Origin of the sequence: Streptomyces sp. S.PB5, assembly GCF_030403745.1 — a bacterium.
Taxonomy (GTDB): domain Bacteria; phylum Actinomycetota; class Actinomycetes; order Streptomycetales; family Streptomycetaceae; genus Streptomyces.
Genome location: NZ_JAQMWP010000019.1, coordinates 1 through 26181, shown reverse-complemented (window position 1 = coordinate 26181; position 26181 = coordinate 1). Strand labels below are relative to the sequence as shown.

Sequence of the window (26181 nt, the reverse complement as noted above, 5' to 3'; positions counted from 1 at the left end):
CCCCTCCCACGGCTGCCCGTTTTCCGGAAGACTTCTGGAAGTTTCGATCCGTCGACGGAGGTGGGGAGTTGGCAGCACACGAGGTCGACACCGAGGGGCCGTCCGACACGGGGGGCCGGATCACCATCACCGAGATCGCCCGGCAGGCCGGGGTCTCCGTACCGACCGTCTCCCGGGTCGTCAACGGCCGTTCCGACGTGTCCCCGAAGACCCGGGCCCGTGTGGAGGAGCTGCTGCGCCGGCACGGCTACCGCAAGCGCCCGACGGCCTCCGGCACCGGCGCCGCCCTGCTCGACCTGGTCTTCAACGACCTCGACAGCCCCTGGGCGGTGGAGATCATCCGAGGGGTCGAGGAGGTGGCGCACGCGGCCGGCGTCGGGACCGTGGTCTCGGCGATCCACGGCCGTTCCGGCGACGCCCGCGAGTGGATGCGCAACCTCAGGGCCCGCGCCTCCGACGGCGTCATCCTGGTCACCTCGGACCTGGAGCCGGTGCTGCACGAGGAGTTGCGCATCCTCGGCGTCCCGCTGGTCGTCGTCGACCCGGCGGGCTCCCCGGCGCTGGACGCCCCCACCATCGGTGCCGCGAACTGGTCGGGCGGCATGGCGGCCACCGAGCATCTGCTGTCGCTGGGCCACCGCAGGATCGGCCTGATCGCGGGCCCGCCCCGGCTGCTGTGCTCCCGGGCCCGCTTCGACGGCTACCGCGCGGCGCTGGAGGGTGCGGGACTCGTGGTCGACGACGCCGTCGTCGTACCGGGCGACTTCCGGCCCGAGTCCGGGTTCGCCGGCTGCAACACCCTGCTGGACCTGCCCGACCCCCCTACGGCGATCTTCGCCGCCAGCGACCAGATGGCGCTCGGCGCGGTCGAGGCGATGCGCCGCCGGGGTCTGCGGGTCCCGGAGGACATGAGCCTGGTCGGTTTCGACGATCTTCCGGAAGTACGGTGGTCCGCCCCGCCCCTCACCACGATCCGCCAGCCGCTCGCCGACATGGGCAAGCTGGCCGTCCGTACGGTCCTGCGGCTGGCCCGCGACGAACAGCCGGACTCGCCGCGGGTGGAGCTCGGCACGGAACTGGTGATCCGCGCGAGCACCGCTCCCCCGGCCCGCTGACACGGCACCGGCCCGGCGGTGGACCACACCCCCGGGCCGGGCCTCATCCCGGCGGACTCCCCTCCTTGCCCAGCCGCCGGGTGTCTCAGCGTGCCGCTACTTCTCGAGTGCCTCCCTGATCGCGAAGTAGGCGGGCTTCGGCTGGAGTTGTTCGTCCCAGGGCAGGGCGGCACCCTCGCCGTCGAAGAACGCCGGGATCCAGGAGTATTTGTCCGTGTAGTCCCACAGCGTGATGCCCACGCAGCGACGCACCGCGAGGCACGCCTCGGTCAGATCGCGGTACCACTCTGCCTGCGTGGCCAGCTTCGCCTCGTCCGCGGGCAGGATCATCCGTACGTCGACCTCGGTGAGCGCGGTGTCCAGGCCGAGCTTGGCGAAGCGCCGCAGGTTGTCCTCAAGGGTCGTCGGATAGCCGTACTGCAGCGCGAGGTGCGCCTGGAGGCCGAATCCGTGCAGCGGGACACCCCGCGCCTTCAGTTCCTTGGCGAGCTTGTAGTAGGCGTCGCTCTTGGGGCCGACCGCCTCGACGTTGTAGTCGTTGAGGTACAGCTTGGCCTTCGGGTCGGCCTGGTGGGCCCAGCGCAGGGCGTCGGCGATGTAGCCGGGGCCGAGCGTCTTGTAGAAGATCGTCTCGCGGTAGGTGCCGTCCTCGTTGAAGGCCTCGTTGACGACGTCCCAGGCGTAGATCTTGCCGCGGTAGTGGCGCACCTCGGTCTGGATGTGCTTCTTCAGCACGGCCCGCAGCTCGGGCGCCGTCCACTCGCGGCTGGTGAGCCAGTCGGGCAGCTGGCTGTGCCAGACGAGCGTGTGGCCGCGTACCCGCTGGTGGTTGGCGCGGGCGAGGTTCACGATCTCGTCGCCCAGGGTGAAGTCGAAGTCACCCTGCTGGGGTTCGGTGGCGTACCACTTCTGGCCGTTGCCGGGGGTGATCATGTCGAACTCGCTGCCGAGGAGGGCCTTGTAGGGCTCGTCGACGAGTTCGGGGTTGTCGGTGGCGCTGCCGTAGTAGCGGCCGTGCTGCTGGGCGAGTTCGGCGAGGGTGGCCGGCTCGTCCTGCGCCTGGGCCGGTGCGCCGGTACCGACGCCGGCGGCCATCAAGCCGGCGGCGAGGGCGCCGATGAGTCTCAGACGGGTCTTGCGCATGGTGCGACTCCTCACGTGCGGGTGGGGGAGGTGAGCCGTACTTACGCCATCAGCCCTTGGTGGCTCCGGCGGTGAGGCCGCCGACGAGCTGTCGCTCGGCGACCGAGTAGAAGGCGAGGGCGGGAACCATCGCGACGACGAGATAGGCGAAGATGCGCGCGTAGTCGGCGGAGTACTGGCCCTGGAACTGCTGGACGCCGATGGGCAGGGTCCACCAGGTGTTGTCGGTGAACACCAGCAGCGGCAGCATGAAGTTGTTCCAGCTGGTGACGACGGCCAGCACCGAGACGGTGCCGAGCGCCGGCCGGGCCATGGGCAGCAGCACCCGCCAGAAGAAGCCGAAGGAGCTGCACCCGTCGAGGGTGGCCGCCTCCTCCAGTTCGCCGGGGATCTCCCGGAAGAAGGCGCGCAGGATGATGATGGTCATCGGCAGCCCGAAGGCGGCCTGCGGCAGGATGACGCCGAGCGGGTTGTCGAGCAGGCCGAGATAGCGCAGCAGCAGGAACAGCGGCAGGGCGGCCACCGCGAAGGGGAACATCAGCCCCATCGTGAAGAAGGTGAACAGCACCTCCCGGCCCCGGAAGGCGAACCGGGCGAAGGAGAAGGCCGCCAGCGCGGACACCGCGACGAGGATCACGGTCGTGGCGACCGCGATCAGGGTGCTGTTGCCGAGCAGCCGCCAGAAGTCGCCGCCGCCGAGGATCTCGGTGTAGTTCCCGGTCAGCCATTTCTTGGGCAGCCCGAAGGGGTTGCTGGAGAGCTCGTCGGTGGACTTGAAGCCGGACAGGACGGCGTAGACCAGGGGGACGACCATGACGGCGCCGACGGCGACGAGGATGACGTGCAGCGGCAGTGTGCGTGCGGCGTTGCTCTTGCGGGTCACTTGCCGTTCCCCCTCATCGTGGTGGTGGCCCCTTCGAGGTCGCGGCGGAGCACGAACCGCTGGTAGCCGAGGGCGAAGACGAGGCAGATGCCGAACATGACCACGCTGATCGCGCTGGCATAGCCGACCTGGTAGCGCTTGAAGCCGTACTGGAACATGGTCACGGCCATGGTCTCGGAGTGGTGGTCCGGGCCGCCCTGGGTGATCACCCAGACCAGGTCGAAGAGCTGGATGGAGCCGATGACGGCCAGGAAGATGCTGATGCGGATGGTGGGCATGAGCAGCGGCAGGGTGACACTGCGGAAGCGCTGCCAGGCGCTCGCCCCGTCGATCAGCGCCGCCTCGGTCAGCTCCCGGGGGACGGACTGGAGCCCGGCCAGGTAGAGCATCATGTGGAAGCCGAAGTACTTCCAGGTCATGACGATGAAGAGGGTCGGCATGACCCAGGACGGGTCGGCGAACCATTCCCCGCCGAGACTGTCCAGGCCGATGCTGCCGAGGACGTGGTCGGCGAGGCCGTCGTCCGGGGTGAACACCATGCTGAAGAGCACGCCCGTGATGGCCTCGGACAGGACGTAGGGCGCGAAGAACAGCATCCGGTAGACGGCCCGGCCGCGCAGCCGCTGGTTGAGCATGACGGCCATGGCGAGCGCGAACGGCAGCTGGAACGCCAGCGTGAGCAGCACCAGGAGGAGGCAGCGCCACAGGTCGCCCAGGAAGACCGGGTTGTCGAAGAGGTCGGTGAAGTTGTCGACACCGACGTAGTCCTCGGGCATCCCGAAGCCGCCCCAGCGGAAGAAGGCGGCGTACAGGGCGAACAGCATCGGCAGCAGCACGAGCCCGCTGAACAGGACCAGGGCGGGCAGCTGGAACCCCATCGCGGTCAGCCAGTTGAGGACGCGCCGCCGGGCCCGCCCCCGGGCCCTGACCTTCTCCGGGGGCGGGCTGTCCGTGCCGGGACCGCTCCGCTTGTCTGCGAGGAACGTGGAGGTCATCGGCTGCTACTGCTCTTCCTTCGAGACCTTCGTGATCGACTGGGCGACCTGCTCGGGGGACTTGGAGCCGGCGATGAGCGCGGCCACGCTGTCGTTGACCTCCTGGCCGACGGCGGGGGCGTAGGCCTGGTCGAGGTAGAGCTGGAAGCCGGTGGCGGCGTTCAACTGCGCCTGTACGGCCTTGATGTTGGGGTCGGAGATGGCGCTCTCCGCGTTCGGGACCACCGGGAGGGCGCCGGTCTCCTTGACCAGTACCAGGTCGGTCGCCTCCGAGGCGAAGAACTTCAGGAAGTCGACCGCCGCCTGCGGGGCGCCCCGGCGCAGGGCGTGCCCGCCGCCGCCGCCGAACACCTCGGTGATGGTGCCCTTGCCGCCCTCGACCGCCGGGAACGGGAAGAAGCCGAGGTCCTTGCCGAGGCCCTTGCCGGAGTCGGCCTGTACGTTCGGGGCCCACTGGCCCATGAGTTCCATGGCCGCCTTGCCGTTGCCGACGGTGGCCGCCTGGCCGGTCGGGGTGGAGTAGGCGGCGTTGAGGAAGCCCTTCTGGAACGGCTGGAGATCCACGAGGGTCTTGAGATGGGCGCCCGCCTGGACGAACTCGGCGCCGGTGAAGTCCTTGTCGTCATAGGCCTTCTGCAGGGCGCTCGCGCCGGCGGTGCGCATCGCGAGATAGGCCCAGTAGTACATGCCGGGCCACTTCTCCTTGCCCGCGAGGGCGATGGGGGTGATGTTCTTCGCCTTCAACTTGCTGACGGCTTCGAGGAACGCGCTCCAGGTGGTGGGGGGTTCGGCGATGCCGGCCTGCTGGAAGAGCGCCTTGTTGTACCAGAAGCCGATCATGCCGATGTCGAACGGTATGCCGTACACCTTCTCGTCGAGGAGATAGGGCTCCTTCGACACCTTCAGCAGACCGTCGGACCACGGCTTGGTCCGGTCGGTGAGGTCCTCGACGAGTCCCGCGTCGACCTGCTGCTTGAGGACGCCGCCGCCCCAGGTGTGGAAGATGTCGGGGAGCTTGCCGGAGGCGATCAGCGCCGTCATCTTGGACTTGTAGGCGTCGTTCTCCAACTGGACGATCTTCACCTTCACCTTGGGGTTCTGGGCCTCGAACTTCTTGGCCAGATCCGCCCAGACGGTGTGGGCCGGTTCGGTGGTGGAGATGTTCCACCATTCGATCGTGGTCGTCCCGTCGGCCGACTCGTTTCCGTCCGAGTCGCCGCCGCAGCCGCTCAGTGCGGTCATGCCCAGACCGGCCGCGGCGGACGCCGCCAGGAAGCCGCGGCGGGACAGTGCCGGGTCGCCCATGGTGTGCTCCTTGGGTACGGGACGGCGCGTCCACGCCTGTCCACTGGACCGAAAGTTTCGGAGTTGATCCAGAAAGCTTCGCTGTTGCCGCACCCTAGAGACAGCTGCCAAACGGTGGCAACCCCTTGTACGAGGTGAATCTGCGGCCAACTCTCACGGCGTCCGCGCCGGTTGGCACCGAACTGCCCGTTCCGAGAGTTTCCGGCGCCTTCCGGAACTACCGCCGCGTCCCGGGCTCGTACTCGAACCAGTCGAAGGCAGCGGTGCCGTCGGTGACGTACATCCCGACCACCCGCCCGGTGAAGCCGCCGGCGACCTGCGTGGACAGATAGCGGCCGTCCAGGTCCGCGAGCCGTACGCCGTCGACCGAGAGCGCGATCGCGTCGGGGCCGCCGGCGCGCAGTCCGGGCTCCTCCTGGCCGGTCGGGGACACCAGCCGGTCCGTGCGGATCTCCACGGTGAGGGTGACCGGCCCCGCCGCCACCTCCCGCCGTGCCAGGCACTGCCGTGCCGGACCGACGCGGGCGAACACGGCGGCCTCTCCCCCGGCGACCTCGATGTCGTAGTGGTGGGCCTCGTCGAGGCGTACGGAGAGTCCGGCGCGGCCCGTTCCGGGGTCAAGACGGGCAGCGAACCGGCAGTCGTGGTGCTGCTGGCGGCGTCCGACGAAAGTGTGCGCGGCCCGGTCCAGGCTGCCGCCCGTCGCCCGCAGGGTCAGCCATCCCGGCCGCTCCTCCAGCGACCACGCCTCGTCCGGCCTGCGGCGCGGGGAGATCCAGTGCGGGGCCAGACCTGCGGCGTCGAAGTCGTCCCGTACGGGCGGGAGTCCGACGGGGTGCCAGGCGGCCGGCGCCGGGTGCCGTTCCAGGACCGGGCCGACCTCGGGCCAGCCGTCCTCGCCCCACTCCACCGGGGTCAGAAAGGTCTCACGGCCCAGCACATGGAAGGAGGGGAAGTAGCCGCGCGGACGGGTGCCGAGCAGCACCATCCACCATGTCCCGTCGACCGCCTCGACCAGGTCGGCGTGGCCGGTGCACTGGATGGGCGAGCCGGTGCTGCGGTGGGTCAGCACCGGGTTCGACGGGTTCGGTTCGAAAGGCCCGCGCGGCGACCGCGCCCGGGCGATCGAGACGCTGTGCCCGAGTCCCGTACCGCCCTCGGCGACCAGCAGGTACCACCACTCGCCGATGCGGTACAGGTGCGGCGCCTCCGGGTCCTGCATCCCGGACCCGGACCACACCGGATGGGGCCCTTCCAGCACCTTGCCCGACGCGGGGTCGATCCGTGCGACCGCACAGCCCGCGACGGCGACCCAGCAGTTGCCGTCCTCGTCCCAGGCCAGGTCGGGGTCGATGCCGTCCAGCTCGATCCACACGGGGTCGGACCACGGCCCCTCGGGTCTTTCCGCGGTGACGACGAAGTTGCCGCCCGCGCCGACATTGGTGGTGATCAGATGGAACCGGCCGTCATGGTGGCGCAGGGTCGGGGCGTAGATCCCGGCCGAGGCAGGAAGCCCGTCGGGCAGCTCCAACTGGCCCGGCCGGTCCAGGACGTTGCCGATCTGCCGCCAGTGCACCAGGTCACGGCTGTGGAAGAGGGGCACGCCCGGGAAGTACTCGAAGCTGGAGCAGACGAGGTAGTAGTCCTCGCCCACCCGGCACACACTCGGGTCGGGATGGAATCCGCCGATCACGGGGTTGTCGTACGTCCGCATGTGTGTAATCCCTCCGGCCGGGGCTTCCGAAACATTCGACCCAGTCAACGAACATTACGAAGCGGACTGTATGAGTCGCCCGGGGTACGGGCAAGGTGGCCCCGGCCCCGCTCGCGCGGACCGGGGCTGGTGCCGGGGCACGACCTGGGCGACGCGGACAACGCCGCACGGAACCTTGCAGGAACCGCGCTTCACCGGCCTCGGCGGCGTCCCTCCATCGCGGAGCAGCGCTTTACGACACCACCGCCGCCGGCACCTCCGGCTCCCCCGGACCCCGCCCCTCCGTCACTCTCCGCAGGCTCGGACCATCGTGAGCCCGCCCCCAGGCGTGTCCTCCGCGTTGATCGTGCCGCCCATCGCCTCGGCGAAGCCACGGGCGACCGCGAGCCCGAGTCCGACCCCGGCACCGCGCGGGTCGGCGATCGTGAAGGTGTGGACGGGCGGGGTGAAGAACCAGTTCAGCAGGAGCGAGCCGGCCGCCGCGGAGGCGAGCGCCGACAAGAGCCCGCCGAGGAGAGCCGCGGCCACCGTCAGCGACAGAAACAGCAGCATGTCGTTGGCGAGGCCGACCTCGAAGGAGACGTTCGTCAGCAGCGCGGTGAGGAGGACCGGGCCGAGCACGCCGACCGCCCGGCCCCGGATGATGCGCGACCGTCCGAGGCGCGTGCCGCGTGCGACCGGCAGCCCGCGTCCCTTGCCCGCCTCGTCGTGGGTGATCAGGTGGACGTCGAGGTCGGGCCCCGAGTCCCGGGCGACGGTGGCGCCGACGCCGGGCCCGAAGGCGTACTGCCAGCTCTTGCGGCGGGAGACGCCGAGCACGATCTGGGTGGCGTTGACCCCGCGGGCGAAGTCCAGCAGCGCCGCGGGGATGTCGTCGCCGACGACATGGTGGAAGGTACCGCCGAGATCCTCCACCAGCCCGCGCTGCACGGCCAGTTCCTTGGGCAAGGCGGCGGTGAGCCCGTCGCTGCGGGCTATCCGGTCTTCGCCGCGTCAGGACAGACGGAACCGCAGCCGGCAGATCACCGCGTCGGTCTCCCGCCGTACGGCATGGGCGACGACGGCACCCCGCTGGTTCGCAGCAACCTCCCCCACGCTCGGCTGCGCTCGCGCGGGGGCACCCCCAGCCACAGCCGCTCCGGCCCGGGTCTCCGGGATCAGCACGGTGACCCGGGAGGCCGGCTCGGACGCCATGACCTCACGGACGTACGCGGCGATGGGACGGCCCAGGCTGCGCCGCTCGGAGGTCAGCCGGACCAGCGGCACCCCGGGGTCCCACTCGGCCCAGGAGCGCTCCAGCGCGCGCAGGGCGGCCCAGTTCTCGGCGTCGGGAGAGCAGACGGAGACGGCACGGACCTCGTCGCCCAGGGAGACGGCCTGGCAGGCGCGGGCCTGAAGCGCCTGGAGGAACTCGCCGAGCTGGAGGAGGCCCGCCTCGCCGACGTCTGACGGAACGCGACGAGCCTCGCCCCGAGCCGGGCGGCGGTGAGCAGCAGCTCGCCGGTCGGCTCGGCCGCGCTCCCGCGCATACGCCTCCACCCACACACACCGACGCCCTCGCCCACGCACCCCTGGACCACGCGGCCGACCGGCCGCCCCACCGACCGGAATCGCCGCAGCACCCCGAGCCGTGCGATGACGCTGGGTATCCGCGGGTAACGAACACCACCCCGTGCCCCATACGGCCCAATCCACCGCGAGTTGGCCCCAATGCCTCCCTCTGATGCCCGGAGGACGCCTGACAGGCCAGTCTTAACGGAAGCTTGACGCGTCCAGCCCCCTCATCCGTGGGCCCTGACGTAACTCTCCGCTTACGCTGATCCCGCCGTCCGTGTGATGGCCGGAACCACATGCTGAGCCGCACACCAGGAGCCCCCCGATGGCCACGACCGAAAAAGCGCCGCCCAGTCGCATGCGCGCCTGGATGCTGGAGGGTCTGTCCGACATGGGCAAGGGCCACGGTCAGCCGGCTCGGCAGAAGGAGTCCAAGCTGGAGCACGAGGGCCAGCCGTGGTGGCGGGTCATGTGCCTGACAGGCGTCGACTACTTCTCGACCCTCGGCTACCAGCCCGGCATCGCGGCCCTCGCGGCCGGTCTGCTGTCCCCCATCGCAACGATCGTCCTCGTGATCGTGACGCTGGCGGGCGCCCTGCCGGTGTACCGCCGCGTGGCCGAGGAAAGCCCCCACGGCCAGGGCTCGATCGCCATGCTGGAGCGTCTGCTCACCTTCTGGAAGGGCAAGCTCTTCGTCCTGACCCTGCTGGGCTTCGCCGCCACCGACTTCCTGATCACCATCACCCTGTCGGCGGCCGACGCCTCGACCCACCTGGTCGAGAACCCGCACCTCGAGAGCGCTCTGCACGACCAGCAGATGCTGATCACCCTGATCCTGGTCGCCCTGCTCGGCGCGGTGTTCCTCAAGGGCTTCCTGGAGGCGATCGGCGTCGCGGTGGCCCTGGTGGGCGTGTACCTCGCCCTGAACGTCGTGGTCGTCATCGTCGGTCTGTGGCACGTCATCACGGCCGGCCATGTCGTCACCGACTGGTCCAGCGCCCTGACCGCCGAGCACGGCAACGTCTTCGTGATGATCGGCGTCGCCCTGATCGTCTTCCCGAAGCTGGCGCTCGGCCTCTCCGGCTTCGAGACGGGCGTGGCGGTGATGCCGCATGTGAAGGGCGACCCCGGCGAGACGGACGACAACCCGGTCGGCCGGATCCGCGACACCAAGAAGCTGCTCACCACCGCCGCCGTGATCATGAGCTGCTTCCTGATCGCCACCAGCTTCATCACCACGCTGCTGATCCCGGAGAAGGAGTTCGAGTCCGGCGGTGACGCCAACGGCCGCGCGCTCGCCTTCCTCGCCCACCAGTACCTGGGCGGCGCGTTCGGCACGATCTACGACGTCTCCACGATCGCCATCCTGTGGTTCGCCGGCGCGTCGGCGATGGCCGGCCTGCTCAACCTGATGCCGCGCTACCTCCCCCGCTACGGCATGGCCCCGCACTGGGCCAGGGCCGTCCGCCCGATGGTCATCGTCTTCACCCTGATCGCCTTCCTGGTCACCTGGATCTTCGACGCCGACGTCGACGCCCAGGGCGGCGCGTACGCCACCGGCGTGCTGGTCCTGATCAGCTCGGCCGCCATCGCGGTGACGATCGCGGCACGCAAGGCGGGCCAGCGGAACTGGACGATCGCCTTCGCCGTGATCTCCGCGGTCTTCCTCTACACCACCGTCGTCAACGTCATCGAACGCCCGGACGGCGTGAAGATCGGCGCCTGCTTCATCGCCGGCATCATCCTCGTGTCCCTTCTCTCCCGTCTCGCCCGCGCCTTCGAACTCCGTGTGACGAGCGTGACCCTGGACCCGATGGCGGAACGATTCATCCGCGACATGGCCAGCCGCAAGATCCGCTTCATCGCCAACGAGCCCGACCAGCGCGACAAGGCCGAGTACCGGGACAAGATCGACCAGATCCGCGCCGACAACGACATGCCCGACCAGGAGGACTTCGTCTTCGTGGAGGTCACGGTCCTGGACCCCTCCGAGTTCGAGGCGGGTCTGACCGTACGGGGCGAGGTCCTCCACAACCGCTACCGGGTGCTGACCCTGGAATCCTCGTCGATCCCGAACGCGCTGGCCGCGCTGCTCCTCCACGTCCGCGACGCCACGGGCTGCACCCCTCACATCTACTTCGAGTGGACCGAGGGCAACCCGTTCGCCAACTTCCTGCGCTTCTTCCTCTTCGGCCAGGGCGAGGTGGCCCCGGTCACCCGGGAGGTCCTCCGAGAGGCGGAACCGGACCGGGCACGCCGCCCGAGGGTGCACACGGGCTGACCGCCAGAACGGCCCGCCCCCGCCGTCAGATTCGCGTCAATCTTCAACATCCCAACGTCAGAACCCCATCAACGGCCCCGCCCCCACCCCCACTCCCGCCTTACCGTCACCTCATGAGACCGAGCGGACGGAGCGACCCAGCGCCCCCGACCACCGACCGCCACTGGCAAGGCAGCGTCCGGCTGGCGACCTGCCTCACCCTCGCCTTCGCCACCCTGGCCCTCCTCGTCGACTGGGACATGGGCACGCTGACCCTCACCCGCGCCCTCCTCTGGCTCGCCCTCTCCGCCGCGGTCTTCGCGGTGCTCTTCCCCCAACGCGTCACCGCCGGCCCGGGCTGGCTGGACGTGCAGAGCCTCACCACCCACCGCAGGGTCCACACGGACGCCCTGGTGTCAGTACAGCTCCACGGTCAGATCTCCTCGCACCTGATCCTCCGGGACACCCACGGCAACCGCCTGGAGCTGGACCCACGGGTCCTCGTGGCCAACCCCCTCCTGTGGCACGAACTCGACACAGGCATCCGCCGCTCCAGAGAACACGGCACCCTGCACCAGAACACAGCCGTACTCCACCACCTGGCCCACAAGATCGACGACGAGACCGCACTGTCGGTACTGCGAGCGTCCGGCCTCTCCTGACCCGTGCAACCCGCGCACCCTCGAAGCCGACGCAAACACCCGCATACCTGCACCAAACCCCACCCGCGCCTAAGTTGATGCCATGACCCTGAGCATCCGCAACCAGCTCCCCGGCACCGTCACCGAGGTCACCCCCGGCGAGGTCATGGCCACCGTCAAGCTCCGCCTCAGCGGCGGCCAGAACCTCACCGCCGCGATCACCAGAGAGGCGGCCGAGGACCTGGCCCTCACCCCGGGCACCGCCGTCCGCGCCCTCGTGAAGTCGACGGAGGTCTCCCTCGCCACCGGCCATGTCGAGGGCCTCTCGATCCGCAACCAGCTCCCCGGCACGGTCACCCGAGTCACCTCCGGCCCCGCCATGGCAGCCGTCAAGATCGCCGTCGACGGCACCGAACTGACCGCCGCCATCACCAAGGACGCCGCCGCGGACCTGTCCCTCGCAGCGGGCACCCCGGTGGTGGCGCTGATCAAATCGACCGAGGTCTCCCTCTCCACCACCTGACACAGAAGACGTGACACAGAAGAAGGGCCCCGCCGAAAGCGGGGCCCTTCTCAGTCAGCAGCGTCAGTCCTCGTACGCGTCCAGCGGCGGGCAGGAACACACCAGGTTCCGGTCACCGAACGCCTGGTCGATCCGCCGCACCGGCGGCCAGTACTTGTCCGCGACCGACACCCCGTCCGGGAACACGGCGTCCTCACGCGAGTACGCGTGCGCCCACTCCCCGCCCAGCGCCCCGGCCGTGTGCGGCGCGTTCCGCAGCGGATTGTCGTCGGCGGGCCACTCCCCCGCCCCGACCTTCTCGATCTCCCCGCGAATGGCGATCATCGCCTCGCAGAACCGGTCGATCTCGATGATGTCCTCGGACTCGGTCGGCTCGATCATCAGCGTCCCGGCCACCGGGAACGACATCGTCGGCGCGTGGAACCCGTAGTCGATGAGCCGCTTGGCCACATCGTCCACGCTCACCCCGGTCGCCTTGGTCAGCGGACGCAGATCGATGATGCACTCGTGCGCGACGAGCCCGCCCGGCCCGGTGTAGAGCACCGGGTAGTGCGGCTCGAGCCGCTTGGCGATGTAGTTGGCGCTGAGCACGGCCACCTGCGTGGCCCTCTTCAGCCCCTCCCCACCCATGAGCCGCACATACGCCCAGGAGATCGGCAGGATCCCCGCAGACCCCCAGGGCGCGGCGGAGATCGGCCCGACACCCGTCTCCGGTCCGGCGGCAGGCTGCAGCGGGTGGTTCGGCAGATACGGCGCCAGATGCGCCCGCACGCCGACGGGGCCGACCCCCGGACCGCCGCCACCGTGCGGGATGCAGAAGGTCTTGTGCAGATTCAGATGCGAGACGTCCCCACCGAAGTGCCCCGGCTTGGCAAGCCCCACCAGGGCGTTGAGGTTGGCCCCGTCGACGTACACCTGCCCGCCGGCCTCATGCACCTGGGCACAGATGTCGGCGACATGCTCCTCGAACACCCCGTGCGTCGACGGATACGTGATCATCAGCACCGCCAGCTCGTCGCGGTGCTGCTCGATCTTCGCCCGCAGGTCCTCGACGTCGATCTCGCCGTCCTCGGCGGTCTTCACGACGACGACCTTCATCCCGGCCATGACCGCACTGGCGGCATTCGTCCCGTGTGCCGACGACGGAATCAGACAGACGGTCCGCTGCTCGTCGCCGTTGGCCCGGTGGTATCCACGCACCGCGAGCAGCCCGGCCAGCTCCCCCTGCGACCCGGCGTTGGGCTGCAGCGAGACCTTGTCGTACCCGGTGACCTCGGCGAGCCGCTCCTCCAGCTCCCAGATGAGCGTCAGATACCCCTGCGCCTGCTCGGCCGGCGCGAAGGGGTGCAGCTGCCCGAACTCCGGCCAGGTGACCGGTTCCATCTCGGTGGTCGCGTTGAGCTTCATCGTGCAGGAGCCCAGCGGGATCATGCCGCGGTCGAGCGCGTAGTCCCGGTCGGCCAGCCGGCGCAGGTAGCGCAGCATCGCCGTCTCGGACCGGTGCTGATGGAAGACGGGGTGCGTCAGGAAGTCATCGCTCCGCAGCAAAGCGTCCGGCAGCGCGTCCTCGGTCCCGGCGTCCAGCGCCTCGACGTCCCCCTCGACCCCGAAAGCCGCCCATACGGCACCCAGCTGGGCCCGCGTGGTCGTCTCGTCGCAGGACGCGGAGACGTGATCGGCGTCCACGAGATGCAGATTGACGCCGTTGTCCCGCGCCGTGGCAACGACCTCGACGCCCTTGCCCGGCACCCGCACGGTCACCGTGTCGAAGTAGGAACCGTGCACGACCTCGACACCGCCCGCGGTGAGCCCGGCCGCGAGAATGCTCGCGTACCGCTGCGTCCGCCGCGCGATGCCCTTCAGCCCCTCGGGCCCGTGATACACCGCGTACATCCCGGCCATCACGGCGAGCAGCACCTGCGCGGTACAGATGTTGCTGGTCGCCTTCTCCCGCCGGATGTGCTGCTCACGCGTCTGCAGCGCCAGCCGGTACGCCTTGTTCCCGTCCGCGTCCACGGACACGCCCACGAGCCGCCCGGGCAGGCTCCGCGCGAACTTCTCGTGCACCGCCATGTATCCGGCGTGCGGACCGCCGAACCCCATGGGCACACCGAACCGCTGCGTGGTTCCGACCGCGATGTCGGCCCCGAGCTCCCCGGGCGACTTCAGCAGCGTGAGAGCCAGCAGATCAGCGGCGACAGTGACCAGAGCACCCAGCTCATGAGCCTGGTCGATCAACGGCTTGATGTCCCGTACGGCACCCGAGGCGCCGGGGTACTGGACGAGCACCCCGTTGATCTCCCGCCCGGCGACCTCGGCCGGAATGCCGTCGCTCAGGTCGGCCACGACGACCTCGACCCCGGTCGGCTCGGCCCGGGTCTCGATCACGGCGATGGTCTGCGGAAGAGCGTCCGCGTCGACCAGGAACAGCCCCTTCTTGTTCTTCCCCATACGCCGGGACAGAGCCATGGCCTCAGCGGCCGCCGTCCCCTCATCCAGCAGCGAGGCACCCGAGGTGGGCAGCCCGGTGAGGTCGGCGACCATGGTCTGGAAGTTGAGCAGCGCTTCGAGCCGCCCCTGGGAGATCTCCGGCTGATACGGCGTATAGGCGGTGTACCAGGCCGGGTTCTCCATGACATTGCGCAGGATGACGGGCGGCGTGAAGGTCCCGTAGTACCCGAGCCCGATCATGGAACCCAGCACCTGGTTCCGGTCGGCCAGCGAGCGCAGCTCGGCAAGCACCTCGGCCTCGGTGCGGGCCCCCGGCAGATCGAGCGCGTCGGCGTTCTTGATCACATCCGGCACCGCGGCGGCGGTGAGCTCGTCCAGCGAGCCGTACCCGACCTGGGCCAGCATCTTGGCCCGAGCCTCATGGTCAGGGCCGATATGACGCTGCTCGAAGGGAATCCCCTGCTCGAGCTCGGTGAGCGGAATGCGGTGGGCGGTCATTACGGAGGCCTCCTGGTCTGACACGACCTTCGAGGGGCACCACGGCACGGGTACCCGGACGGCCTCCCCCTCTGTCATCTCAACCTGAGAGCTTCACCGGACCGCCCGAGGGTGCCCGGCTTTCACCGTCGGTGAGAGCGGAAGCCGTCGACACCCGCCCTGCTTTCCAGAGTGACCTCGTCCGTGCGGTACGTGAGCCTGAGAGATTCCGGGGAGGATTTGCTCCTTCGGCGCCTCCGGATGGTGTCCGGAGGACTCTCCCGCACGGGGTCAGCAGCCGCTTGCCAGCCTACCAGCGAGGTCAACGCCGCTACCTCGAGGAGCCCTCGAGTGGCCACCTCCCCCAATGTGCTCTTTCGTAGTGCTTACGGATGAGTTGCGAGTCGCGACCAAGTGGAGGGCCCGTGCAGACCGATATCGATCCGCGCAACCTGATCGGCCGCAAGGCCTTCGACCGCAACGGCACCAAGATCGGCACGATCGACGAGATCTACCTCGACGACGCGACCGGCGTGCCGGAATGGGCAGCCATACGCACCGGCCTCTTCAGCAGAGACGCCTTCGTCCCCCTGGAACCCAGCGAACTGATCGAGGGCACCCTACGAGTCCCCTTCGACCGGGCCCTGATCAAGGACGCCCCCGACTTCGGCGTGGGCCGCCACCTCTCCCCCGACCAGGAACTACAGCTCTACCACCACTACGGCCTGGACGCGGCCCCACCGCCCCCGTTCCCGGACCGGGACTTCGGCAAGCTTGCAGGCACGGAGGACGTGGAACCCTGACGCTCCGGGGCCGCAGCCGCCAACGGCGCTGCCCCACACACAGGAGCCACCCACACCCGACGACGAAACCGTCACGGACGGTGCGAGTGGGAACCCGGATCCGGCCGAAGGCCGGCCGCCCCACACTCGACCCGCACCAGAGGCAACGGCTCGGCCACAGCCAACGCAGGATCGTCCACGGAAAACGTCCGCACCCGCCCCGGCTCGGAATCCGGCGTCTCGAACCGCACCGTCACCCGCCCCAGCCCGCTCCCCTGCACCCACCCATGCCCGAACTCGGCATGCCGCACATCATGGCCCGAGGCCCACCGCCGCTCAGCAACCACCGGCCCTTCCTCGGCAACAGCCTCCTCAGCGACCTCCTCCCCCAGCTCCACCCGCTCTCCCGCAGCCTGAGCGAACAGATCCTCCTGTGTGTAATCGGCGAGCCCGCTCACCCCCACCCCCAGCAATCGCACGCCGCCGGTCGTGTCCACGGACTCCAGCAACCGAGCCGCGGCCTCCCGCACCACCGCCGGATCATCCGTGGGCCCCCGCAAGGTCTCGGACCGGGTCAGCGTGGAGAAGTCGTACCGCCGCACCTTCAACACGATGGTCCGCCCCGACAACCCGGCTCCCCGCAGCCTCCGCACACACCGGTCCGCCAGCCGCTGCACCTCGAACCCCACCCGCATCCGGTCATGAATGTCCACGTCATACGTGTCCTCGACCGAGACGGACTTGGTCTCCCGTTCAGCGACCACGGACCGCTCGTCGTACGCCATGGCCATCGCGTACAGCCCATGTCCATGGGCCTTCCCCAGCAGCCGGACGAGCTCGTCCTCCCCCGCCTCCACGATCTCCTCGACCGTGTGGATCCCGGCCCGGCGCAGATGATCCCCCGTCGCCGGCCCCACCCCCGGCAGGATCCGCACCGACATCGGCCCGATCAGCGCCCGCTCGGTCCCCGGCTCGATCACCACCAGCCCGTCGGGCTTGGCCTGCTCGGAAGCGATCTTCGCAAGCATCTTGGACGCGGCGAGCCCCACCGACCCGGTGAGCCCGGTGACGGCCCGTATGTCGGCACGCAGCTTCGCCCCGGCCAGCCGCGCGGACTCCTCGTCCCAGGCCGCTCCCCCGGCCTCCAGATCCACGAACGCCTCGTCCAGACTGAGCGGCTCCACCAGCGGCGACAGGTCCCGCAGCAGCCCCATCACCTGCTCACTGATCGCCCGGTAGAACCCGAAGCGCGGCACCAGATACGCGGCGTTGGGCGCGAGCCGCCGCGCCTGAGCCATGGGCATGGCGGAGTGAACGCCGAAAACCCGAGCCTCGTAAGACGCCGTGGCCACCACCCCGCGCGGCCCCAGCCCGCCCACGACCACGGCCTTCCCCCGCAGGCTCGGCTTGGACGCCTGCTCCGCCGAGGCGAAGAAGGCATCCATGTCGAGATGCAGGATCGTGGGCGCGTTTCTCACATGTCCGATGCTGCCCTACGCCACTGACAATGCAGTGCTCCCAAGGGCCACCAGCCCCGAGAACCGCTCAGACAGCGCGGTTCCGCCGCCGCGCGAGCTCGTCCGCGGGATTGTGCCCCACCAACGTCTCTCCGGTGTCGATCCGCTCCCCGTGCAACTGGGACAGCGCACTCTCGACATCCCGCCACACCACACCCACGGCGATCCCGAAGATCCCCTGCCCGCCCTGGAGCAGCGCATGGACCTCGTCCGGCGAGGTGCACTCGTAGACCGTGGCACCGTCGCTCATGAGCGTCATCCGCTCCAGATCCCGGAACCCGCGCTCCCGCAGATGCTGCACGGCAGTACGAATGTTCTGCAGTGACACACCCGTGTCGAGGAACCGCTTGACGATCTTCAGGACGACGACGTCCCGGAAGCTGTAGAGCCGCTGCGTCCCCGACCCGTACGCGGGCCGCACGCTTGGCTCGACGAGCCCGGTGCGCGCCCAGTAGTCCAGTTGCCGGTAGGTGATACCGGCGGCCGCACAGGCCGTCGGACCGCGGTAGCCGATCTCCTCGGACGCCATGGACGTCGCCCCTCCGCCGCTGCTCGGCACGGCCGCCGGTCGCTGCGGTACATGGTCGGCCGCGCTGCCGTGAAGCGGGTACGGACCGCCGGCTCCGAGACTGCGTCCCGGAGCGCCCCCAGCCGTCGTACCGTCGCCGCTGCTTCTCACGCCGACCTCCGTCCTTGACCTGCCTTCTCGACGGTAGGCAGTCACCCGGGGTGCGTCAACGATCGCCACACTCGGCACGCCGAGTGATAATCACCCTAGGAGTGGTTTCCCGTACCCCACCGCGGGGAAAGGCTAGCCGAATGCGCTCGAGCGGGGCCGCAGGACGCTCTCACTCGCCGCTGGCAAATGCCAGCATTTCAGTGGTCACCGGACACAGCCGACCCGTCACACAGCGGTGGGTCCGTCGGTCCGGCCGCCTCTCACTGACTGCTGGTGCCGAAGTCCTCGGGCGAGATCTGGTCGAGGAACTCGCGGAACTTCTCCACCTCGTCCTCCTGCTCGTCCGGGATCGCGATGCCTGCGTCGTCGAGCACACCGTCGCTGCCGTAGATGGGCGTTCCGGTGCGCAGTGCCAGCGCTATGGCATCGGACGGGCGGGCACTCACCTCGACCCCGCTGGCGAACACCAGCTCGGCGTAGAAGACACCCTCACGCAGGTCGGTGATACGTACTTCGGTGAGCTCCTGGCCGACGGCCTCCAGCACGTCCTTGAACAGGTCGTGGGTCAGCGGTCGCGCGGGGGCCATGCCCTGCTGGGCGAAAGCGATCGCCGTCGCCTCCCCCGGCCCGATCCAGATGGGGAGGTAGCGGTCGCCTCCCACTTCACGCAGGAGCACGATCGGTTGGTTGGAGGGCATTTCGACCCGGACACCTACGACATCGAGCTCGTTCACACAGCAACCCTAGGCCGTGCCCGGGACGTTTGGGTAGTCGGGCCGGAAACGGGTGGCGGATCCGGCCCGGAAGCCCCTCAGGGCAGCCGTACGCCGAGGGCGGTCTGCACCAGTGCCGAGTGCAGCTTCACCGTGAGCCCCGCCAGTTCCTTCGTACGGGCCTCCGCGTGTGCCCGGGTCTGGGGATTACGGTGACGTTTCAGCGGGGCCACCACTTGGTCCACCAGCCCCGCCTCACGGTCGGCCGCGGCCTTCATCACCCGGAGATGCCGCGGCTCGATCCCGAACCGCCCCAGCTCCGCCACGAGCCCCGCCACGATCGCCGCCTCGGCGTCGTACACGCCGTCGGACAGGGGAGCGATGAGCCCGTAGGACTCCCACTCCTGAAGCTCCCGCTCGTCGATCTCGGCGGCGGCGAGCAGCTCGGCGCGCCCGATCCGTGCCGCGGTGGGGGCCTCGAAGGCCTCCGGCACCGCCTCGCCGTCCCGCTGCCGTCCCACGACGGGCAGCACGACGGCCTCACCCCGCTCCATGGCGTCCAGATGCTCCCGGATCACCTTGAGCGGCAGATAGTGGTCCCGCTGCATCCGCAGGACGTGTCCGAGGCGCTCGACGTCCTCAGGGCTGAACTTGCGATACCCCGAAGGTGTCCGCTGCGGCTCGATGAGCCCCTCCGACTCCAGGAAACGAATCTTGGAGATGGTGACCTCGGGGAACTCCTCGCGCAGCGCGTTCAGCACCGTGCCGATGCTCATCAGCCCACTGTCCGCGGCGGCGGTACCGTCCCGGGCACCGCCGCTCGGTGTTTGAAGCATGGACCTTCCCTGGGGGTGTCCCCCCGGACGGAGCCCGGGGGCGGGTCAGTAGCCCCGCTGGCTCGCGTAGAAGACCAGCCGGTACTTGCCGATCTGCACCTCGTCGCCGTTGTGCAGGGGCACCGAGTCGATCCGCTCGCGGTTGACATAGGTGCCGTTGAGGCTGCCGACGTCGGCGACGGTGAAGGAGCCGTCGGGCTGGCGACGGAACTCCACGTGCCGACGCGACACGGTCACGTCGTCCAGGAAGATGTCGCTCTGCGGATGACGCCCGGCGGTGGTCAGTTCGCCGTCCAGCAGGAAACGGCTGCCCGAGTTCGGCCCGCGGCGCACCACCAGGAGCGCGGAGCCCAGCGGCAGCGCGTCGACGGCCGCCTGTGCCTCCGGAGACAGCATGGGCATCTGCGTCTGACCGGTGACCTCGGCATCGTAGGCCTCGAGACCGGAGATGGAGATCGTGGAGGTCGTCTCCGACGGACGCTCGGGCGTACCGCGCAGCGGCGCACCACAGTTGGAGCAGAAGCGGCTGTTCTCCGCGTTGCGGTTACCGCACCTCGTACACACCAGGGCCGACATGGAAAACTCTCCACCCGTACTTGAGGTTGACGGTTGCCCGAAACCTATGCCGCCGGACTGCGCAGGGTCAACAGACGGCGCGCCCTGACCTCCGGGAACGTCACCGCCCACCTGATCCCGGAACAGCGGACGCTGGCCCTCCGCGTCGGGCTGCGCGCGATGACGAGCGGTCGCGTTGGCATTGTCACTGCCCTCTCGCGCGCTCTTGCCGAACAACTTCGCAAACAACTTCACGGGCGATTCCCCTTGACCGAAACAGACCCGCCCGTGGGGCAGGACGAACCCTGATTGCATACACCGGCCGACCCGGACATCCTCACAACGTCCGTATCCACCTGACAGTTTCCACCACGCACCACCCAATCGGTGCGCCGACCCCCCGCAACCTCATGCCCTGGCCGGACGCCCCCCATGCACCCGCGGTTCACTGGGAGGACGACCGAGCGTAGTCAGGCTGCTTCGCCGCTCGCAAGGCGTCCACGACGATCTTGGTCGACCGCTCGACGGTAACGGTGGCCTGCTCCTTCTCCAGAGTCTGCACCACGCCTCCAGGAATGTTGAGCGCCGGTTCCAGGTCCTGCGGCTTGCCGATGACCTTGAAACGAAACGGAGCGTTGATCTTGTTCCCGTCGACGCTCACGCTCTTGCCCGAGTCGGTGAGATAGGTGCCCGCCACCACGCGCACCCCGTTCACCTGGATCGCCTCGGCGCCGGCCGCGCGCAGCTCCTGGATCGCGTCGAGCAGCATGTCCGCCTCGACCGTCCCCTTCGTGTCATCGATCGTCATCGTGATGCCGGGCCCCTGCGCGGCCACGGTGCCCGCCAGGATCCCGAGCTGCCTCTCCTTCTCCAGCGTCTGCTTGCGGGCCTCTTCGGCCTGGTCGGAGCTGTTCTCCAGCTCGTCCCGCTGCTTCTCCAGACCCGCCTTCTCGTCCTCAAGACGCTGAGTACGGTCATCCAGTTCATCGAGAATGCGAACAAGATCTTCCTGACGCGCACCACGCAGGGCGCTGTCCCCGTCGCTGTTCGACGCGACCTGGACCGCGAGACCGAATCCGAGGCCGAACAGCAGCACGGCGACGATGAGTTGGGCCCTGGTGACACGCGGCGGCCACAGCCCCTGCGCCAGCCGCTGGCGCCCGGTCAGCCCGGGCTCGGGCTCTGCGGCCGGTGCGGCGGCCTCGGGGGCTGTCGAGGCGACCTCTTCGGGCAGCTCCTTGCGCAGCCTGTTCTCCGGCGTCTCGTCCTGGTTGCTCATCGGCCTCACGCCCGGAACACGTGCCGGCGGATCGCCGCGGCGTTGGAGAAGATGCGGATCCCGAGCACGACCACGACACCCGTGGACAGCTGGGCACCCACACCCAACTTGTCGCCCAGGAACACGATGAGCGCGGCGACGACCACGTTGGACAGGAACGACACCACGAAGACCTTGTCGTCGAAGATGCCGTCGAGCATGGCCCGCAGACCACCGAAGACGGCGTCGAGCGCCGCCACCACGGCGATCGGCAGATAAGGCTCGACGACCGCCGGAACCTCAGGCCGGACCAACAGGCCGGCCACGACTCCCACGACGAGGCCCAGTACGGCGATCACGATGTGCCCTTCTCAGTTCTCGGCTGTGCTGTACGTACGATCACACTCGGTGCTGCGGGCAGCCGGAGATCCCCCTCGACGGAGATGCCCGTCCGGATGCCGTAGTTCTCCTGCAGGGCGTTCAGATAGAGCCCGTCGGCGCTGTTCTGGAACCTGGTGCTCAGCCGCTGCCCGTCCCCCACCGCCAGCACCGTGTACGGCGGCACCAGCGGCCTGTTGTCGACCAGTATCGCGTCACCCGCGGCCCTGATCGCCGAGAGCGCCGTCAGCCGCTGCCCGTTGATGGAGATGGCCTCGGCGCCCGATTCCCACAGTCCGTTGACCACGCGTTGCATGTCCCGGTCCCGCACCCGCCCGGTGTCGGAGAACCCGGAGGTCTCGCGCGGATCCCCGTCGCCCCCCGTGCTGGCTTCCTTGGCGTCGTCCACGACGAGCTTCACACCGGGACCGTGCACCGCCGTGGCTCCCGACAGAATGCCCACCAGATCCGCCTGGCCGCTCCCGCCGCTGTCCCGGAGCGCCTCGCGCTGCCGGGCACTCACCTCGTCACGCAGTTCGTCGACGGAGTCCTCGAGCTTGTCCGCCGCGTCCGTCTCACGGTCGATGCGATCGATCAGTTCCTCGCGTTCCTTGGCCACGACCGGAGCCGCGACCCGCGCCTGCGCAGCCCCGACGGTCACCACCAGGGCGGCGAGGACCAACCCGGCGGCCAGACCCAGCTTCGCCCGCAGCGTCTTGGGCAATCCGCCCTCGCCGGCGGCCTTCTTCCGCTCGGCCGCTTCCGCGTACCCGTCGTCGAGGCTGTGGTCCATGACGTTGGTGAGCAGCGACATAGATGCGTCCGGGCGCGAGGGGCGCGTGGGGGTGCTCCGAACGGGGGGCTGCTGCGGCATGCCGCACATCGTCGCACGTCGCGACCACTACCTCCGAATGGCCCCACCGACGTGCCGGACAGGCCCCCTTGGGAGACCTGCCCGGCACGCACGCGTGCAGCGCCATTCAGCGCCCGGCGCTGTCCACGACCGCCGACCACTCCTCGAGCAACGCCTGGGCGGATGCGTCGTCCGGCCCTTCCGCCCACAGATGGGTGACGGCCTCGGCGGGGTCGGGCAACACCATCACCCACCGCCCGTCGGTCTCCACGACCCGCACACCATCCGTCGTATCGACGAAACGTTCCCCGGCCGCCTCCACGACCCGCCGCATGACAAGCCCCTTGACCGCCCACGGAGTCGCCAGATCCCGCTTGAGCACATGCGCCCGCGGAATCCGCGCATCGATCTGGCTGAGCGTCAGCTGAGTCCGCGCCACCAGCCCGATGAGCCGTACGAAGGCCGCCGTACCGTCGAACACACTGCTGAACTCCGGCACGATGAAGGCGCCCTTGCCGTCCCCACCGAAGATGGTGGAATCATCACGCCCGACCCGCGTCAGATCATCGGGCGACGTGGTCGTCCACTCCACCTGCGTGCCGTGATACGCCGCCACCTGCTCGGCGATCCGCGTCGTGGTGACCGGCAGCGCCACCCGACCGCTCCGCCGCTCCGCGGCCACCAGGTCCAGCATGACCAGCAACGCCCGGTCGTCCTCGACGATCCGCCCCTTCTCGTCGACGAGCGACAGCCGCTCACCGACCGGGTCGAACCGCACCCCGAACGCGGCCCGCGACGACGCCACGATCTCCCCGAGCCGCACCAGCCCCGACCGCCGCACATCCGCGGTCTCCGTGGGCCTGGACTCGTCGAGACCGGGATTGATGGTCAGCGAGTCCACCCCGAGCTTCCCCAACAGGCTGGGCAGCACAAGCCCGGCACTACCGTTGGACGCGTCGACGACGACCTTCAGCCCGGACTCGGCGACACCTGTCGTATCGACGTTCCGCAGCAATGACCCGGTATACGAATCGAACACGCTGGCGGGGAAGTACAGATCCCCGATCTCCCCGGGGAAGGCCCGCCGGTACTCCTGCCTCGCGAACACCCGGTCCAGCTTCCGCTGACTCCCCTGCGACAGGTCGGCACCCCGCCCGTCGAAGAACATGATGTCGACGGAGTCCGGCACCCCCGGCGTCGTCCGGATCATGATCCCGCCGGCACTGCCCCGCGCGGTCTGCTGCCGGGCCACGGGCAACGGTACGTTCTCCAGATCCCGTACGTCGATGGCGCTGGCCTGCAGCGCCGAAATCACCGCCCGCTTCAGCGCACGCGCACCACGGGAGTGGTCGCGGGCGGTCGTCACGGTGGAGCCCTTCTTCAACGTCGTCGCATACGCGCCGGCGAGACGTACCGCGAGCTCCGGCGTGATCTCCACGTTCAGAATGCCGGACACCCCACGCGCGCCGAAGAGATGCGCCTGACCCCTGGACTCCCAGATGACCGAGGTGTTGACGAAGGCGCCGGCCTCGATGGTCTTGAACGGGTAGACCCGTACATTGCCCTGCACGATCGATTCTTCACCGATGAGGCACTCGTCGCCGATGACGGCACCGTCCTCGATCCGCGCCGCACGCATGATGTCGGTGTTCTTGCCGACGACACAGCCCCGCAGATTGCTCTGCTGCCCCACATACACGTTGTCGTGTACTACGGCCTTGTGCAGAAAGGCGCCGCTCTTCACGACCACGTTGGAGCCGACGACCGTGTGTTCCCGGATTTCCGCACCGGCTTCGACCTTGGCGTAGTCCCCGATGTAGAGCGGCCCGCGGAGAACTGCATCGGGATGCACCTCGGCGCCCTCGGCCACCCACACACCGGGCGAGAGCTCGAAGCCGTCGATCTCGACGTCGACCTTGCCCTCCAGGACGTCGGCCTGCGCCTTCACATAGCTCTCGTGGGTACCGACGTCCTCCCAGTACCCCTCGGCCACAAAGCCATAGACCGGCTTGCCTTCCTTCATCAGCTGCGGGAAGACATCGCCGGACCAGTCGACGGGGACATCGGGCTCGACATAGTCGAAGACCTCTGGCTCCATCACATAGATGCCGGTGTTCACCGTGTCGGAGAAGACCTGGCCCCAGGTCGGCTTCTCGAGGAAGCGCTCGACCTTTCCTTCTTCATCGACAATGGTGATGCCGAATTCCAGCGGATTGGGTACGCGCGTCAGGCAGACGGTGACCAGCGCGCCCTTCTCCTTGTGGAAATTGATCAGCTCGGTGAGGTCGAAGTCGGTCAGGGCATCACCGGAGATGACGAGGAAAGCATCGTCCTTCAACGCCTCTTCGGCGTTCTTGACGCTTCCGGCGGTACCGAGTGGCTTCTCCTCATTGGCATAGGAGAGCTCCATTCCGAGCTCCTCGCCATCACCGAAGTAGTTCTTGACCAAGGAGGCCAGGAACTGGACAGTAACGACGGTCTCGTTGAGCCCATGCCTTTTGAGCAGCCGTAGCACATGCTCCATGATCGGGCGGTTGGCCACAGGCAGGAGCGGCTTGGGCATGCTTGAGGTCATGGGACGAAGGCGTGTGCCTTCGCCTCCGGCCATCACGACGGCCTTCATGTCGGAAGCGTCCTCCTCTAAGAGACGACGGTCTAGCCGACTTCACCCGCCCTGATTGTCCCGCACTTTTCCGTAGCGGGCCATCGAGCCACTGGGGCCTCGCCAATCGGCGAGTTCAATCGGCCATGGCGTCCGCACGGACCAGGCGGCGGACTTGTACCACGTAGAGGACTCCTGCCCACCAGTACAGCGTTGTACCCCATCCGGCGAACGCCCATCCGAAAATAGCAGCGAGTGACGGAAGCCATCCACTACCGTCACTGAGCAGAAGCAACGGGAAGGCGTACATCAGGTTGAACGTCGCGGCCTTGCCAAGGAAGTTCACCTGCGGAGGCGGATAGCCATGACGCCTGAGGATGCCCACCATCACCAGCAGAACCAACTCACGCGCCAGAAGTACAGCGGTCAACCAGATCGGCAGAATCTCGCGCCAAGTGAGTCCGACCAAAGTCGAGAGAATGTAGAGCCGGTCCGCCGCGGGGTCCAGGAGCCGGCCGAGGCTGCTGATCTGGTTCCAGCGCCGCGCGAGCTTGCCGTCCAGGTAGTCGCTGACCCCGCTGAAGGCCAGCACCAGCAGCGCCCAGCCGTCACTCTTGGGGCCACCGAACTCGGGCCTCAGAATCAGCCACAGGAAGAGCGGCACACCGACGAGGCGCGCCATGCTGAGGATGTTGGGGATGGTGAGTACCCGGTCCGTCTGTACGCGGGTCTCCTGGACCTCCACCCGGGGGCCTCCTGTGCGAAACGTGCCAACGATGCCCCCTGACCTTACCTCAACGCAAAAAAGCTCTGGCTCTTGGGCATGTTGCCCAAGAGCCAGAGCTCTAAAAGGAGTTCGGCGGCGTCCTACTCTCCCACAGGGTCCCCCCTGCAGTACCATCGGCGCTGTAAGGCTTAGCTTCCGGGTTCGGAATGTAACCGGGCGT

At 68.8% G+C, this 26181-nt stretch carries 21 protein-coding genes, 1 rRNA gene, 2 pseudogenes and 1 riboswitch; of the genes and pseudogenes, 5 read left to right on the top strand and 19 right to left on the bottom strand.

What is annotated here, in order from left to right; translation table 11 throughout:
- The first annotated feature begins 68 nt into the window (after positions 1 to 68).
- Entirely contained in the window at positions 69 to 1115 is a 1047-nt protein-coding gene (locus PH203_RS38160; protein ID WP_289926294.1) for a LacI family DNA-binding transcriptional regulator, read from the top strand.
- 96 nt (positions 1116 to 1211) lie between these two features.
- Here PH203_RS38160 and PH203_RS38155 read toward each other — a convergent pair whose 3' ends face one another.
- From PH203_RS38155 to PH203_RS38125, 7 genes and pseudogenes are all read right to left on the bottom strand, one after another.
- Complete coding sequence (locus PH203_RS38155; protein ID WP_289926291.1) at positions 1212 to 2258, bottom strand: endo-1,4-beta-xylanase; 1047 nt, start codon at positions 2256 to 2258, stop codon at positions 1212 to 1214.
- A gap of 49 nt (positions 2259 to 2307) precedes the next feature.
- On the bottom strand, positions 2308 to 3072 hold the full coding sequence (locus tag PH203_RS38150; protein ID WP_289926559.1) for a carbohydrate ABC transporter permease: 765 nt from the start codon (positions 3070 to 3072) through the stop codon (positions 2308 to 2310).
- Between the two features lie 65 nt (positions 3073 to 3137).
- Positions 3138 to 4136: a sugar ABC transporter permease gene (locus tag PH203_RS38145; protein ID WP_289926290.1), complete on the bottom strand. Its 999-nt coding sequence runs from the start codon at positions 4134 to 4136 to the stop codon at positions 3138 to 3140.
- 6 nt (positions 4137 to 4142) lie between these two features.
- On the bottom strand, positions 4143 to 5441 hold the full coding sequence (locus PH203_RS38140; protein ID WP_289926288.1) for an extracellular solute-binding protein: 1299 nt from the start codon (positions 5439 to 5441) through the stop codon (positions 4143 to 4145).
- A 217-nt stretch (positions 5442 to 5658) separates the two neighbouring features.
- Positions 5659 to 7155 carry a glycoside hydrolase family 43 protein gene (locus PH203_RS38135; RefSeq protein ID WP_289926285.1) on the bottom strand — a complete coding sequence of 499 codons (1497 nt, stop codon included), beginning with the start codon at positions 7153 to 7155 and terminating at the stop codon, positions 5659 to 5661.
- 408 nt (positions 7156 to 7563) lie between these two features.
- A pseudogene (locus PH203_RS38130) lies at positions 7564 to 8133 on the bottom strand (DUF4118 domain-containing protein); the annotation flags it as partial.
- Between the two features lie 15 nt (positions 8134 to 8148).
- Positions 8149 to 8532 (bottom strand): annotated as a pseudogene (locus PH203_RS38125) (amino acid permease); the annotation flags it as partial.
- Positions 8533 to 9034: 502 nt separating this feature from the next.
- On the opposite strand from PH203_RS38125, the gene PH203_RS38120 reads away from it, so the two are divergent.
- The 3 genes from PH203_RS38120 (at position 9035) to PH203_RS38110 (ending at position 12133) form a co-directional block, all read left to right on the top strand.
- Positions 9035 to 10990, top strand: a complete 1956-nt coding sequence (locus PH203_RS38120; RefSeq protein WP_289926283.1) for an APC family permease — start codon at positions 9035 to 9037, stop codon at positions 10988 to 10990.
- Between the two features lie 113 nt (positions 10991 to 11103).
- A complete protein-coding gene (locus PH203_RS38115; protein WP_289926280.1) occupies positions 11104 to 11631 on the top strand; it encodes a hypothetical protein in 528 nt (175 codons plus the stop codon).
- A gap of 82 nt (positions 11632 to 11713) precedes the next feature.
- The gene (locus tag PH203_RS38110) at positions 11714 to 12133 is read left to right on the top strand and encodes a TOBE domain-containing protein (RefSeq protein WP_289926279.1); all 420 of its coding nucleotides are present in this window, start codon (positions 11714 to 11716) and stop codon (positions 12131 to 12133) included.
- Positions 12134 to 12196: 63 nt separating this feature from the next.
- On the opposite strand, the gene gcvP is transcribed toward PH203_RS38110, so the two are convergent.
- A complete protein-coding gene (gene gcvP / locus PH203_RS38105) occupies positions 12197 to 15082 on the bottom strand; it encodes an aminomethyl-transferring glycine dehydrogenase (protein ID WP_289926278.1) in 2886 nt (961 codons plus the stop codon).
- 176 nt (positions 15083 to 15258) lie between these two features.
- A riboswitch (glycine riboswitch) is annotated at positions 15259 to 15355 on the bottom strand.
- A 131-nt stretch (positions 15356 to 15486) separates the two neighbouring features.
- Here gcvP and PH203_RS38100 point away from each other — a divergent pair.
- On the top strand, positions 15487 to 15864 hold the full coding sequence (locus PH203_RS38100; protein WP_289926276.1) for a PRC-barrel domain-containing protein: 378 nt from the start codon (positions 15487 to 15489) through the stop codon (positions 15862 to 15864).
- A 71-nt stretch (positions 15865 to 15935) separates the two neighbouring features.
- On the opposite strand, the gene PH203_RS38095 is transcribed toward PH203_RS38100, so the two are convergent.
- From PH203_RS38095 to rrf, 11 genes are all read right to left on the bottom strand, one after another.
- Entirely contained in the window at positions 15936 to 17321 is a 1386-nt protein-coding gene (locus tag PH203_RS38095) for a DNA polymerase IV (protein ID WP_289926274.1), read from the bottom strand.
- 67 nt (positions 17322 to 17388) lie between these two features.
- A complete protein-coding gene (locus PH203_RS38090; RefSeq protein ID WP_289926273.1) occupies positions 17389 to 18039 on the bottom strand; it encodes a MerR family transcriptional regulator in 651 nt (216 codons plus the stop codon).
- A gap of 260 nt (positions 18040 to 18299) precedes the next feature.
- Positions 18300 to 18773, bottom strand: coding sequence for a bifunctional nuclease family protein (locus PH203_RS38085; RefSeq protein WP_004002801.1), 474 nt, complete (start codon positions 18771 to 18773; stop codon positions 18300 to 18302).
- Positions 18774 to 18850: 77 nt separating this feature from the next.
- Positions 18851 to 19588, bottom strand: a complete 738-nt coding sequence (locus PH203_RS38080) for a MerR family transcriptional regulator (RefSeq protein ID WP_289926271.1) — start codon at positions 19586 to 19588, stop codon at positions 18851 to 18853.
- Positions 19589 to 19633: 45 nt separating this feature from the next.
- A complete protein-coding gene (locus tag PH203_RS38075; protein ID WP_289926269.1) occupies positions 19634 to 20527 on the bottom strand; it encodes an FHA domain-containing protein in 894 nt (297 codons plus the stop codon).
- A gap of 61 nt (positions 20528 to 20588) precedes the next feature.
- A complete protein-coding gene (locus PH203_RS38070) occupies positions 20589 to 21422 on the bottom strand; it encodes a DUF881 domain-containing protein (RefSeq protein ID WP_289926268.1) in 834 nt (277 codons plus the stop codon).
- Positions 21423 to 21427: 5 nt separating this feature from the next.
- Complete coding sequence (locus PH203_RS38065; RefSeq protein WP_003988855.1) at positions 21428 to 21760, bottom strand: small basic family protein; 333 nt, start codon at positions 21758 to 21760, stop codon at positions 21428 to 21430.
- Positions 21757 to 22593, bottom strand: a complete 837-nt coding sequence (locus tag PH203_RS38060; protein ID WP_289926232.1) for a DUF881 domain-containing protein — start codon at positions 22591 to 22593, stop codon at positions 21757 to 21759. Before PH203_RS38060 ends, PH203_RS38065 begins: the two co-directional genes overlap by 4 nt.
- A gap of 166 nt (positions 22594 to 22759) precedes the next feature.
- Positions 22760 to 25255: a mannose-1-phosphate guanyltransferase gene (locus PH203_RS38055; RefSeq protein WP_289926230.1), complete on the bottom strand. Its 2496-nt coding sequence runs from the start codon at positions 25253 to 25255 to the stop codon at positions 22760 to 22762.
- Positions 25256 to 25370: 115 nt separating this feature from the next.
- On the bottom strand, positions 25371 to 25979 hold the full coding sequence (locus tag PH203_RS38050) for a CDP-alcohol phosphatidyltransferase family protein (RefSeq protein ID WP_289926227.1): 609 nt from the start codon (positions 25977 to 25979) through the stop codon (positions 25371 to 25373).
- 109 nt (positions 25980 to 26088) lie between these two features.
- Positions 26089 to 26181: ribosomal RNA gene (gene rrf / locus PH203_RS38045) — 5S ribosomal RNA — on the bottom strand; the annotation flags it as partial.